Source organism: Paenibacillus sp. FSL H8-0280 (assembly GCF_045040665.1).
Classification (GTDB): Bacteria; Bacillota; Bacilli; order Paenibacillales; family Paenibacillaceae; genus Paenibacillus; species Paenibacillus xylanexedens_A.
On the sequence record NZ_CP150296.1, the window covers coordinates 4,444,486 to 4,457,830 of the forward strand.

Annotated in this window: 14 protein-coding genes; 4 read left to right on the top strand and 10 right to left on the bottom strand. The window is 46.3% G+C overall.

Annotation, left to right across the window (positions count from 1 at the left end; all coding sequences use genetic code 11):
- Positions 1–109 precede the first annotated feature (109 nt).
- The gene (gene prli42, locus MHI12_RS19455; RefSeq protein WP_017687624.1) at positions 110–211 is read left to right on the top strand and encodes a stressosome-associated protein Prli42; all 102 of its coding nucleotides are present in this window, start codon (positions 110–112) and stop codon (positions 209–211) included.
- Positions 212–237: 26 nt separating this feature from the next.
- On the opposite strand, the gene lipB is transcribed toward prli42, so the two are convergent.
- The 5 genes from lipB to lpdA all read right to left on the bottom strand — a co-directional run bounded on the left by lipB (position 238) and on the right by lpdA (position 6,128).
- A complete protein-coding gene (gene lipB / locus MHI12_RS19460; RefSeq protein ID WP_405170079.1) occupies positions 238–945 on the bottom strand; it encodes a lipoyl(octanoyl) transferase LipB in 708 nt (235 codons plus the stop codon).
- Positions 946–1,055: 110 nt separating this feature from the next.
- A complete protein-coding gene (locus MHI12_RS19465; RefSeq protein ID WP_405170080.1) occupies positions 1,056–2,501 on the bottom strand; it encodes a dihydrolipoamide acetyltransferase family protein in 1,446 nt (481 codons plus the stop codon).
- Between the two features lie 45 nt (positions 2,502–2,546).
- Entirely contained in the window at positions 2,547–3,533 is a 987-nt protein-coding gene (locus MHI12_RS19470; RefSeq protein WP_017687621.1) for an alpha-ketoacid dehydrogenase subunit beta, read from the bottom strand.
- Positions 3,534–3,535: 2 nt separating this feature from the next.
- Positions 3,536–4,564 carry a thiamine pyrophosphate-dependent dehydrogenase E1 component subunit alpha gene (locus tag MHI12_RS19475; protein ID WP_036607878.1) on the bottom strand — a complete coding sequence of 343 codons (1,029 nt, stop codon included), beginning with the start codon at positions 4,562–4,564 and terminating at the stop codon, positions 3,536–3,538.
- 139 nt (positions 4,565–4,703) lie between these two features.
- The gene (gene lpdA / locus MHI12_RS19480) at positions 4,704–6,128 is read right to left on the bottom strand and encodes a dihydrolipoyl dehydrogenase (RefSeq protein ID WP_405170081.1); all 1,425 of its coding nucleotides are present in this window, start codon (positions 6,126–6,128) and stop codon (positions 4,704–4,706) included.
- A gap of 224 nt (positions 6,129–6,352) precedes the next feature.
- Here lpdA and MHI12_RS19485 point away from each other — a divergent pair, with 224 nt between their 5' ends.
- Both MHI12_RS19485 and MHI12_RS19490 read left to right on the top strand, forming a co-directional pair.
- Entirely contained in the window at positions 6,353–6,670 is a 318-nt protein-coding gene (locus MHI12_RS19485) for a DUF2627 domain-containing protein (protein WP_339256190.1), read from the top strand.
- 63 nt (positions 6,671–6,733) lie between these two features.
- A complete protein-coding gene (locus MHI12_RS19490; RefSeq protein ID WP_253438761.1) occupies positions 6,734–7,081 on the top strand; it encodes a potassium channel family protein in 348 nt (115 codons plus the stop codon).
- Positions 7,082–7,089: 8 nt separating this feature from the next.
- Here MHI12_RS19490 and MHI12_RS19495 read toward each other — a convergent pair whose 3' ends face one another.
- A complete protein-coding gene (locus MHI12_RS19495) occupies positions 7,090–7,302 on the bottom strand; it encodes a hypothetical protein (protein WP_036607885.1) in 213 nt (70 codons plus the stop codon).
- A 176-nt stretch (positions 7,303–7,478) separates the two neighbouring features.
- On the opposite strand from MHI12_RS19495, the gene MHI12_RS19500 reads away from it, so the two are divergent.
- On the top strand, positions 7,479–8,078 hold the full coding sequence (locus MHI12_RS19500) for a thymidine kinase (protein WP_017687615.1): 600 nt from the start codon (positions 7,479–7,481) through the stop codon (positions 8,076–8,078).
- 121 nt (positions 8,079–8,199) lie between these two features.
- On the opposite strand, the gene MHI12_RS19505 is transcribed toward MHI12_RS19500, so the two are convergent.
- The 4 genes from MHI12_RS19505 to MHI12_RS19520 form a co-directional block, all read right to left on the bottom strand.
- On the bottom strand, positions 8,200–8,676 hold the full coding sequence (locus tag MHI12_RS19505; RefSeq protein WP_017687614.1) for a hypothetical protein: 477 nt from the start codon (positions 8,674–8,676) through the stop codon (positions 8,200–8,202).
- 534 nt (positions 8,677–9,210) lie between these two features.
- A complete protein-coding gene (locus MHI12_RS19510; protein WP_340017842.1) occupies positions 9,211–9,861 on the bottom strand; it encodes a hypothetical protein in 651 nt (216 codons plus the stop codon).
- A 204-nt stretch (positions 9,862–10,065) separates the two neighbouring features.
- Complete coding sequence (locus tag MHI12_RS19515) at positions 10,066–11,103, bottom strand: NAD(P)/FAD-dependent oxidoreductase (RefSeq protein ID WP_405170082.1); 1,038 nt, start codon at positions 11,101–11,103, stop codon at positions 10,066–10,068.
- A 159-nt stretch (positions 11,104–11,262) separates the two neighbouring features.
- Positions 11,263–13,236 (bottom strand): AraC family transcriptional regulator, encoded by a 1,974-nt coding sequence (locus tag MHI12_RS19520; protein ID WP_405170083.1) that lies wholly within the window; start codon positions 13,234–13,236, stop codon positions 11,263–11,265.
- Positions 13,237–13,345: the final 109 nt, after the last annotated feature.

Below are 13,345 nucleotides of genomic sequence, written 5' to 3' on the forward strand. Positions count from 1 at the left end.
TAGTTTTCCCTACGCTCCGCTACTCCATTTCTAGCTTCATCCCATCTTCTTGGTACTGAAAACCAGTCTTTTTGAACATACACTTTATGTTGAAAGGAGTTCTCTCATCATGCAAAAAAAGAAATGGTTCAAAATCATCATCTATCTCATGCTGATCGCCATGATCGGGTCCACCCTTTTCATAGCTCTCGAACCGTTGCTGTTTGGATAGCAACCTAAAGCCTTTCGACGAACTGTTTACAGACGTTGAAGGGCTTCTTTTTCCGTGACCCAATTAATTTGATATGGAAAAATACGATTAAAGTACTGAACAATCTCCTGCGCTACCTGCTCCACCGCATAGGACTTGCCCGTTATATCCTCGAGTGAGGTAACGCCATACTGCTCAATCCCACAAGGAACAATTCCCTGAAAACCAGCATGTTGAATGCCTGAGCTGATGTTAAAAGCAAACCCGTGACTGGTCACAAAACCGCGGCGGTGTTTGCAACGATTAAACTTGATGCCGATTGCAGCAATCTTCATATCGCCAATCCACACACCCGTGTAACCCTCTTTGCGTCCGGCTTCAACGCCCTGGTCTGCGAGATAATCCATAAGCACCTGCTCAAGTTTCCGTAAATATCCGTGTAGATCCAAGTCTTCATCCCGACCAAGAATCAATAACGGGTAACCTACCAACTGGCCCGGGCCATGATAAGTAATATCACCGCCTCGGTCAATTTGAAACAAAGAAATCCCTTGCTCACGCAACTCTTCCGGACTGAGAAGCAGATGCTCCGGATGATTTTGTGAGCCGATCGTATACGTAGGCGGGTGCTGTAAAAGCAGCATCTGCTCCGCTCCCTCGCCCTCGTCCAATCGCTGCACAATCGCTTTCTGGCGGTTCCAAGCCTCTTCATAATCAAGCATTGGTATGTATGCAACATCCAGCGGCTTGTTCATGATTCCCCACACCCTTCTGCTCAGGTTCAGTGTACAATTGAGCACCTGTCCGTAGACAGCAGGAAAAGTGCACGGCCTCAGGCACATACACTTCCCTGTCAACTATTTACTTAATACACCTTGGTCTCCATGGTATATCCTTCAAGGTTTTCTTTGACACGTTGCAAGAAACGTCCGCTGATTACACCATCCAGGATTCGGTGATCCAGCGACAGACACAGGTTAGCCATCGAGCGAACAGCGATCATATCATTAATAACCACTGGTTTCTTGACAATCGACTCGAATGTGAGAATCGCTGCCTGCGGATAGTTAATGATCGGCTGGGACAGGATCGAACCAAATGAACCTGTGTTATTCACCGTGAACGTACCACCTTGCATATGGTCCAGCTTCAACGTACCTTCCCGTGTTTTGCGAGCCAGTTCATCCACTTCACGGGCCAGACCTGCAATATTTCGCTGATCGGCATGTTTGATTACGGGTGTAAGTACGGAATCTTCGGTTCCTACCGCCATGGACAGGTTAATGTCCCGTTTGACGATAATTTTGTCCACTGCCCATACCGAGTTCATGATTGGGTAGTCTTTAATCGCGTTAACGACTCCCTTCATCATGAAGGACAGATATGTCAGATTGATGCCTTCCTTACGCTTGAACTCATCCTTGAGTTTATTGCGCAGCATCACAAGATTGGTTACATCCACTTCGATCATTGTCCATGCATGCGGGATTTCCGATACGCTTTGACGCATATTCCGGGCAATGGCATTACGCACAGGGGTAACATCGATGAAATACTCCGATCTTCCCTGGCCGCCACCTTCCACTTCGATCTGTGGAATTTTCGGGCTTTCGGTTAAATGAATGCCTGAATGTCTCACAGGAACACCTGCATCGGACGCTGAGATCGCTTCTCCAACGGTTAAACCCATTTCACCATTTCCACGATTCACTCCGCTGAATGGAGAAGCAGACGGCACACCAGAAGGTGTACGCTGTGCTGCTGGAGATGATGCTTGTGCAGATGATCCAGCCGCGTTACCTCCCTGTGCAACAAATGCCAGCACATCTTTGCGGGTAATCCGACCACCTGCTCCAGTGCCTTGGATGCTTTGCAAGTTCAAGCCATGCTCTGCTGCCAAGGATTGCACTGCCGGGGAATACCGATTACGCATCGGCTGGTTAGGGTCATGTGCTGCTGTATTTGAGGCGGCAACAGGAGTGGGGGCCGTATTATGCTGCACTTGCTCCTGCTGCTGCGATACTTGTGTTACTTGCTCAGCCGCTTCTTCGTCAGAAGCTGCGACCTGCATGCGGCAGATTGCTTCACCAACAGCAATCGTTGTGCCCTCTTCCACCAAAAGCTCACCCATAATTCCATCCACAGTGGATGGAATCTCGGCATTAACTTTATCAGTGATTACTTCACAGATCGGCTCGTACTGTTCCACACGGTCGCCCGGTTTTTTCAACCATTTGCCTATGGTAGCCGAGACCAGCGATTCCGCCAATTGCGGCATAATGACCTCGATCCATTTCATACGTTCAGCCATTTGATTATCACTCCAAACTTTACTTTTAAACGATCCAAAACAAAATTAAAACTCGGCAAGTGTACGCATTGCTGCTTTGGCTTTGTCCTTGCTCAGCATGTAGAATTTCTCCAATGTTGGGCTAATTGGCATGGCCGGCACGTCAGGTCCACAGAGACGCTGAATCGGTGCATCCAGTTCAAACAGACATTCCTCGCTAATAATCGCGGCAACTTCGGCACCTACACCACCCGTTTTGTTATCTTCGTGTACGATCAACACCTTGCCCGTCAGACGAGCGGAAGCAATAATCGCTTCACGATCCAACGGTTGCAACGTGCGCAAATCCAGAACGTGTGCTGTAATGCCTTCTTCACGCTCCAGCTCCTCAGCAGCCTGCATGACAAAATGCAGCGGCTGACTGTAACCGATCACCGTAATATCCGCACCCTCACGAAGTACGTTGGCTTTACCAATCGGAACGATGTAATCATCTTCAGGCACATCTTCCTTGATAAGTTTGTAGCATTTTTTATTTTCAAAAAAGAGTACCGGGTCCGGGTCGCGAATAGCGGCCTTGAGCAGTCCCTTAGCATCGTATGCCGAGTAGGGAGCTATAATTTTCAGACCAGGTGTACCAAAGAAAATCGATTCCGGACATTGGGAGTGATACAACCCACCGAAAATACCGCCACCAATCGGCGCGCGGATAACAATCGGACAGCTCCAGTCATTGTTGGAACGATAGCGGATCTTGGCCGCTTCACTAATGATCTGGTTGGTTGCCGGCAGCATGAAGTCCGAATATTGCATCTCGGCAATCGGCTTCATGCCATACATCGCTGCACCAATGGCAACACCTGCAATAGCGGATTCAGACAATGGTGTGTCCATCACTCGCATTTCGCCAAACTGATCTTGCAGCCCTTTAGTTGTGGTAAACACGCCACCTTTGAGACCTACATCTTCACCAAGAATAAAAACATTCTCATCCCGTTCCATCTCTTCTTTCATCGCGAGACGGATTGCATCAATATATTCCATCACTGCCATACTTACCGTCCCCCTTCTTCGCTGTCCGCATAAACGTGCGTCAGAGTGTCCTCAGGTTTAGGATATGGCGCGTTGTCTGCATATTCAGTTGCTTCTTTCATTTCCATCGCAAGCTGGGAAGCCAGATCCGCATCCCGGGCTTCGTCCCAGATGCCACAATCGATCAAGTAGTTCTTCATGCGAGGAACGCCATCTTTCTTCCAGTTTTCCTCAACTTCCTCTTTGGTCCGATAAGCCAGATCATTATCGGAGGTGGAATGAGGTGACAACCGATACATCATCGCTTCAATCAGTGTCGGGCCTTCCCCGGCTATGGCACGGCGACGCGCTTCCTTCACTGCAGCATATACTTCTAATGCATCGTTACCATCAACACGCAGTCCGGGGAACCCGTATCCTTGTGCTCGATCGGATATTTTGCCGCTCAACTGTTTGTGAATCGGTACCGAAATTGCATATTGATTGTTCTCACACATAATAATGACAGGCAATTTATGCACACCTGCAAAGTTGGCGCCCTCATGGAAGTCACCCTGATTGCTTGATCCTTCGCCAAAGGTAACAAAAGAAACAAATTCTTGCTTCTTCATTTTGGCAGCCAGTGCAAATCCAACAGCGTGCGGAACCTGTGTTGTAACCGGACTGGAACCCGTCACAATCCGCAGCTTTTTGTGACCGAAGTGACCCGGCATTTGCCGACCGCCACTATTCGGATCTTCTGCCTTCGCAAAAGCAGACAGCATCAACTCACGCGGAGTCATGCCTACCGCCAGTACAAAGCCGTAATCGCGGTAATAAGGTAAATAATAATCGTGATCCCGATCCAGACCAAAAGCAGCGCCTACTTGCGCAGCTTCCTGTCCTACACCGGATACGTGAAAGTTAATTTTGCCAGCCCGTTGCAAGAGCAAGCAACGCTCGTCAAACTTGCGCGCGAGCAGCATGTATTTGTACATATCCAATACTTCACCATCGCTAAGTCCCAGCTGTTGATGCCGGTGGACCGCGTCTGCAGTACCTTGTGAACTCATATGAGGTACCTCCTTTTAATCAGAGCCTGTGCCACTCTTACTACCCGATCTTATAACCTGGTACTAAGACTTGGCTTAACCTTATTATAATCCCTTTTACCCAAAAAAGGAAAGGACCTTTCTCATAAGCTTGTTTGGCTTACATTCCAATGGCCTTTCCATCGACCGCCAACATGGCTTCACCCATAATTTCTGACAGAGAAGGGTGCGGATGAATGGTTTGTCCGACTTCCCAAGGTGTGGCATCCAGCATCTGAGCCAGAGAGGCCTCAGCGATTAATTCCGTCACATGGGTGCCAATCATATGTACCCCCAATATATCATTCGTCTTGGCATCTGCGATCACCTTCACGAATCCATCCCGACTTCCGTGAATGAGTGATTTGCCAATAGCCGAAAATGGGAACTTCCCTGTTTTAATGTCATAGCCACGTTCTTTGGCTTCACGCTCGGTAAATCCGATGCTTGCTGCTTCCGGACGTGTGTACACACAGCGCGGGATACGGTGGGATTCTACGGCATGTACCTTTTCGCCCGCCAGATGATCGACAGCGAGAATGCCTTCATGACTTGCGGCATGTGCAAGCTGCAAACCGCCGATGCAGTCACCAATAGCGTAGATGTGACCTTCACCGGTCTGTAACTGTTTGTTCACAGCGATGAACCCACGCTCCAATTTAATATCTGTATTTTCAAGTCCGATATTTTCGACATTGGCCTGACGCCCAACCGACACGAGCATTTTCTCCGCTCTCAGCGTTTCCTGCTTATCGTCACCAAGCTGCACATCAATCTGGATGCCCTCTTGATCCGTGTTATATGTTTCCGTTAGAACAGTGGCACCTGTCAGGAAACGAACCCCTCGCTTGCTGAGCAAGCGCTGCATTTCTCTGGCAACATCCTCATCCTCGGCAGGCAATACGTGAGCTGCTGCTTCTACCACCGTGATGTCTACACCAAAGTCATTCAGCATGGATGCCCACTCCAGTCCAATCACACCACCCCCGACAATAATAAGTGATGCAGGAAGTTCATCCATTCGTAGTGCTTCGTCACTGCTCATAATAAACTTGCCATCCGGTTCCAGCCCTGGCAGCACACGTGGACGTGAACCAGTAGCAATAATGAGATTGGTCGGCACAACTGTATCCATCTCCCCATCTTCGAACTCTACAGCGACCGCTCCGCTCTGCGGGGAAAATATGGAAGGTCCGATAACGCGACCGTTCGCGTGTACGACCTGAATTTTATTTTTTTTCATCAAATACTGAACGCCCTGATGGAGCTGTTCGACAATTGCATCCTTGCGTGCCTGTACTTTGGGAAATACAAGTGTAGCTCCAGCTGTCTCGATACCATACGTCTCGCTCTCCTGGATCTCGGCGTATACTTCCGCACTTTTCAGCAAAGCCTTACTCGGAATACAGCCACGATGCAGACAGGTACCGCCAAGCTTGTCCTTCTCAATGATAACGACCTGTTTTCCCAGCTGTGCAGCCCGGATCGCGGCTACATATCCACCGGTCCCTCCTCCAAGAATTGCAACATCACATGTAATTGGCATCTCTCATGCTCTCCTCTATGAATCAAATTTCAATATCATTTATGATGGCTTAAATCATGGTTTAGCTTATACCCTCTATATGCCATTGTACTCTCCTTGAGCGGTCAACTCAAAGTTTGAAGCAATCACACATGGACAGCCTATGCATTCCAAGCTATGATGGAATCAGGTGTGATCTGTAAGCGTAACCTTTATTTAATGTCGACTTTGGCAGAAAGGGTATAATGCTCATGAATACAAGATTGGTATTTGCGCGATTTTTGGCGATTGTTGTTCTGGTCATCCCCGGTTTAATGGCAATGAAGGGTTTTCTGATGATGAAAGATGCCCTGTTCCTATATTATGCCGAGCACGGGAACGAACTGATTTCACCAGGATTCCAGTGGCTCTCCTTTGGCGGTGGACTTGTCCTTTTTGCCGCAGGTATGAGTTTTCTGGGAGGCTGGATCCTGTTCCGTGACCGCAAGCGTAATTATGTAGGTCCCCGTTTCCGGTCCAAAAATGTACCCGAAAAAGCAGAGACGCCCGGAGGGACTCCTTGAGTCCGGGCTTTTTGTGTGTTTATACAACACACCGCCTACTTTACATAGACAGGATGGATCAACATGGTATCATTTATAATCACGTTAAAACGACTGCTCAAAGGCATTTTCCATGCGTTCAAGGACCCCAAGTTTCTGGCTTTGTTCGCGTTAACGGCAGCAACGTTGCTGTCAGGCACTTTGTTTTACACTCGTGTTGAAGGTTTGCACTGGATTGATGCGTTATACTTCTGTGCGGTTACCCTGACTACGGTGGGACATCCTGAATTTGTGCCAACCACCGGATTCAGCAAAGCTTTTACCGTCATCTACATGTTTGCAGGCATTGGTCTCACCTTTGCCATGATTGCCAGAATTACAGCAGGTATTCTATTCCCTCGCAAATTAAAGACAGAAGAGGACCCGGAGTAATCTCCGGGTCATTCGTATAAAGCATCCCGCAGTTTGGTAGACATACGCGATTCTTTGGAAGAAGACTTTAAGATCGTTCTGCGCAACGTCAGGTTACTTGCCTGCAGTCGCTCCGCTTCTGCGAACAGTTCTGCAAATAATACCTGCGCCGCTTCATCTAGCGATCCCTGTTCTTTCAGGCTTTCATATCGCTCTTGAAGTGATGTTAATGCTTCACTCATACTAAACACCTCTTTTCACAACTCCTGTTAACTAGCTGCCGTAACCAATACCTTAACAATCCATATAGTAACACAAAGCTGTGCAGATTAGTTCTGGCTCTTTCCAAAGATTTTGTGGTACTCTGTAAAGGTCGCTTTTTTTGTTGAATCCCGTATGTGAGAGGAGTAGCAGCACCGTGCAAACAGGACGTATTACCGTAATTACTGGACCCATGTTCAGTGAAAAATCCGGTGAACTCATTCGCCGTTGTCAGAAATTAATACAATTTGGCCGTAAAAAGGTTGTGGCCTACAAACCAGCCGAGGATAATCGGTTTGCCCAGGACGAGATCGTGAGCCGAATTGGTTATCGACTCCCTGCCCATTCCATTCCCCGGCAATTAACCCCGGAATCCGTAGAAATGATCTTGAACCAAACCATAGATGCTGATGTTGTTGCATTTGATGAAGTACAATTTTTCAGCAGTGCCATTATGGAACTTGTCTCGGAGTTAGCGTATTGTGGCAAACATGTCATTGTGGACGGACTTAATATGGATTACCGTGGTAAGGAATTCGGATATGTCGGTGGTTTGCTTGCCATGGCAGACGACATTGAGAAACTCTCGGCTTTCTGTGCGGTATGTGGCAGCCCAGATGCAGCCTTTACGCAACGTATCGTCAATGGGGAGCCTGTTACCTTGGGTCCGGTTGTCATGATTGGCGATTCAGAAGCTTACGAGCCACGCTGTCGTTGCTGCTTCATTCCTCCTCACAAAGTTGAATGTTCATCATAATTCCTAAAAGATCGATCTTAGATATCTTCCAAAAAGGCCCCTTGGGGCTTTTTTTGTTATAGAGCAAACATTTGCACAAAAAAGCACCGCTTCGCAGCGATGCTTCCAGAGTCACTTCCCGCTAGTCACGGGAAACAAAATATTTGTTGGTCATGTAGTAAGCGTCACCACGCGACGTTTCCACCATTCCTTTTTTGGCATCCAAAAATACAATCTCTTTACACTTTGTACAGTACCATTTTGTGCGCTTGTATGGGGATTCCGTCACATAAGCCGTGCCACATTTACAATCAATCTTCATTAATAACTCGGTTGATTTATAAGCACTGGACAAGCGTTCCAGGTTATCCTGCTGCTGTGTAGGCATAATGGTCTGCTGATAATCCGATAAATGATTTTGAACCTTGAAGTCTGCTACCAATCCTGCATTCAATCCAAAAAACTCCTTGCCGATTTCGGTCACGAAGCGCTTCTCATTTCTGTAGCAATCCAGCCACTCAATAATCTGCTTATTAGACAGTGGAACCGTACCCTTGATACCGCTGTTTAAGGTGTAGGTCATGATGTATAAAGTATCGTCTTGTCTACCTGAGTACATTAGAATCCTCCTTCGAATACATTTGCTAATGTACTACAAAAACGCGCATAAATCAAAAAAATCTTATTTCCTGAGCGCATCTCTTCTTATTAAATGGGAAACATTCCACGTTCATCCGCCAAAGACTTACAAGAACTGCATACACCTGAAACATTTCCCTGTGGCGCCGCATAATGCACGACCGATTTAACGTTTTTCTTGCATATGGAACAGTAGTGCCTCCTTTCCTTTTTTGGGATATAGTCCGATAGCTTAACCACGTTTTTGTTCGGTCGGAATCGTTGTAAGAAACCCGGCCATTTCATCTCGCTTCACTCTTTCTTGTTCGTCTACTTCGTAGTCATTTTTTTGCTCTGGGCTAAAAATCATCTTGTCTTTTTTTATGTATACGATTCCAAGTTGTGCGTGCCTATCTCATAATCTATTCGACGTTTTGGGCGTTTTTCCTGTTTTTAATCTCTACACATATAAAAAAAACCGACAGAACCTGCTCTCCTTTTTTTCGGAAGAACAGTATTTTAGTCGGTTCCAGCCTTATTTATAAAAAGTTCCCAGAACGTCCAGCTCTGATGAGCGCTCAATTCGAAATGGATAGATATAACCCTGATTCATTCGGGTAAATTTGCGGCTCCACAGATCCAGTCCCGATGTGAACTGATAGGCCTGATATATAAACTTGGAGCAGTAATTGCGCTCAATACTGCGCAGATTGGTCTGCAAACGGTAGAATTTTACCTGCTTGTAATGATCATGTACCCACCCGGCTGCTTTCATGCCTGCCTCATTCAGTCTGGAACGGAATACAATGAAACGATCTCCTTCATAAAATCGCGTGAGATACCACTCTAATGAATCAGCAAATACAGGCCCATAAGGGTGCACATGATACACCTTGCCGTCGAGACCGATAATGCCCATATGCCCGGCGTAATACGTCGATTCTGAGCTTGGCGTGTACACAATATCCCCTGGCTCTAGCTTCATTTCGCCCAACACGTTAATAGGCAAGTCCTGGTGCAGCCGTTTGGCTGCTGAACGTTCACGCCGCCCTTCAACCAACAAGCGATGAAGCGCGCCAGCCAGTGCGAGATACATTTCAGACCATTTGATCTTTTTTTTATCAGATCGTTTGAACCACCGCTGGATGAAGGCGAAACCTCGTTGTGGCTGTGATCCCTTTTTCATACGCTGCACTCCACTCTGATCTAGTTATTGTATCTTGATGTTATTCTACAGTTTATCAGCCTTATTATAGACATTTGGTGGTTCATGTTCAATTCGAAGTGTGTTCTATCTTGTGCCATTATGCCTTCTTATTACCCATTTTATGCAAAAAAGATGACTTCGGAATGAACCCGAAGTCATCTTTATATAACCGATCGAAGACCTTTATTCTTCTACAACGCCAAGGGCTTTATTTTTCTCTTTAAAGCGACTGTTATGGGAAGAAACATAAGCCACTTTTTCCGCTTCAGGGTCCATGTATAGCTTCGCACTGTTTACCGCTAGGGCTGCATCTGTGAAAGTACCCGCAATCAGGTACAGTTTGCTACCATAATCTACAAAATCGCCTGCGCCAAACACGCCGGGAATATTGGTTTGCAATCTCTCTGTTGTAGTGACATGCCATTCGCCAAGATCAAGTCCCCAATCCCGGATTGGACCAAAGTCACTCTTCATGCCGTGGTTTACAATGACAGCATCGACTTCAAGCATTTCAGTTTCACCTGTGTCCACGTGTGAGATGGTCACCTGTTCAATCACATCACCACTCATACTATGCAGTGTCTCTACCGCATATGGTGTACGGACATCTACAGAGGATTCTCTCATACGCAGTACATTACGCTCCAACCCGCCAAAGCGGTCACGACGATGCACAACCGTAACTTGCTCTGCCAGAGCTTCCAGTTCATTCGCCCAGTCCACAGCAGAGTCGCCTCCACCCGAGATCAACACGCGTTTACCACGGAATGGCTCCAGTTCCTGCACAGTATAGTGCAGATTGCTAACCTCGTAACGGTCTGCACCTTCAAGCTCTAGCTTGGCCATTTTATATATACCATATCCGATTGCCATAATGACGGTACGTGTCCAGTGTTGTTCACCTGTTGCAGAAGTTAACAGAATTGTGCCATCAGGTTGACGCTCGAATCCTTCGATCTGTTGTTCAAATACGAGGGTTGGCTCAAAAGTTCTTGCCTGTTCTTCCAATTGTTTGATCAGATCTTCACACAGAATTGGCGTCACACCCCCGACATCCCAGATCATTTTCTCCGGATAAAAGAGCATGCGACCTCCCAATCTGTCACGTGCCTCAATCAACTTGGTCTTCATATCCCGCATGCCGCTATAAAAGGCAGAGTACATGCCCGCAGGGCCACCGCCGATAATGGTTACATCATAAAGTTCCAACTGCTGATTCATATTAAAAATACCTCCGTTAATTCGATCCAGAACATCGAGTATTTGATATCGATTCTCATTATCACTTAAATCCTAGTGTAATGGTAATCTTATCAAAATACAATGGCTAAAAAACAAACATTTCTTGTACAAAAATTCTATGAACACATCCGCTCTTTATTATTGTGCTCTTGGAGCCGCCAACAGCTTTTCCACGACAAAATCAAGTTGTTTATTAATTGAATAGATATCCGAATAATAGAAGAAATCGAAATCAATCTCAATCAGACGACCTTCCTTAATGGCAGGGATGCTGCTCCATATTGGATTATCCGTCAAGTTATCTGCCCCTTCATACACAGAGCGAAACACATAGTCTCCGATATATTCAGGAAGGACTTCCATGGAAATCGTGGAGCCTGCCGCGTCCGAAACCACGTCGATTTTTTTCTGTACGACTTCAGGTGCTTTCATTCCCAAGTACTCATATACCGCCTGAGATCCACGGCCAAATTGTTTGCTCTCTACAATAACCATACCTTTCAAACCACCCTCCACAATGGAGATTGTTTTGTCCAGTATGCCTGCATCTGCAAGAGTTTTTTTACTCTCTTCGACTTTGTTGTTGAGATTGGTGATTAACGTCTCGGCTTCCTGCTCTTTGCCAAAGATACTTGCTATATCATGAAGTCTCTCTTCTGTAGTCAATTTCTCATACGGAATATATACCGTAGGTGCAATATCTTTTAATAACGTATACGTCTCTTCTGAAGGAACAATGATCAGATCCGGATCAAGATCAATGACAGCTTCAGGATTCGGTTCAAACCAGGTACCCAATGCGTTTACACCTTCTAGCTCACCCTTGTATGCAGCCCCGTCATATACATCTGAGGTAGCGATTGGCTTAACTCCAAGTGCGACAACATCCCCCTGGAGATACAATACAACAACCCGTTTTGGATTCGCTGGAACAACTACGTCACCCTTAACCGTTGAGACCGTGCGTGTTTCATTGTCTTTGTTCGTCTGGCTTCCTGTGTCGGATGATACTGCCGTACTGCTGTTATTGGAACTGGCACCCGTTCCTTCGCCAGCTGCTGGTGTTGTTGCTGTACCTGAAGAGCAGGCTGCGAGGAGCATCGTTATGCTCAATAATGCAACCATAATCATACTGGAACTTGTTTTTCTTCTTTTCATCGGTGTAGACCCTCCGTCTATATATTGATAATGATTCTCATAATCAATATATCCCGACTTCCATCTTCGGCCAATGGACGATTCAGAGATTACCAATGGACGATCCTCTGCTCTCGCTTCTTCTCTTATCTTTCGTTGATACTGAATCGGAGAGATTCCCACATGTTTTTTGAAGATACGACTAAAATAATACACATCCGAATAACCCACTTCTGCTGCAATTTCACTCAGCGTTGCATCAGATCGTACAAGCAGATTACGAGCCTTGGCGATTCGAGTCTGAATTAAATAATCAATCGGACTGTAGCCCGTCTGTCGTTTGAATTGCATGGATAAATGTCGGGAGCTGTAGTTGAATTGTTCAGCCAGGAAATCAAGCGTGACTTGTTCCCTATAATGGTTCTGTAAATAACGAAGTGTTTGTTTCACCGGGTCAGCAAGCTCTGTTTTGATCTCCTGCTCTTCCAATTGAACCATTATTTCATGAATGAACTGGTAAAATAAACTTTTTGTATGAAGCAGATCCAGACTGCCAGATTGAATCCATGCACCCTCAAGCTCATCAAGGTAACGTAACAACCCCAGCGGACTACTTGGCGTAAATCCATATTGCAAAGAGAACGGTGCAACTTCCGGCTGTGCCAATAACCACTTTTTGCGATAACTAGGAAAGGCAAGGAATGCTCTGTAATAGAGCAGAATATATTCGAAATCTTCGTTGGTTTGGATATCCAGTGAAGATCCTTTGGCTCCATGAAGCATGTAGAACCGCTCTGCTTTGTATGTTTGCCCATCCAACTGAAGCACAGCCGATCCTCGAATCGTATATATAAAACCATTTGCCGGAAGTGTGTAGGAACTCAGTTGTGCCCCTGCCTCCATAACGATTCGGCGTATATCCAGAACCTTAACAGCGGCATGATTCCAGCATTTCATCTGTTCATCTAATTGCATTGAATACTCTCCAATCCCAGCCTCACCCGGAACAAAGGCCTTACAAGGTCATCATTCTGCCACACATCCGATAACATATGCGTAGCAGAGGTTCACTAATGTACCTTTA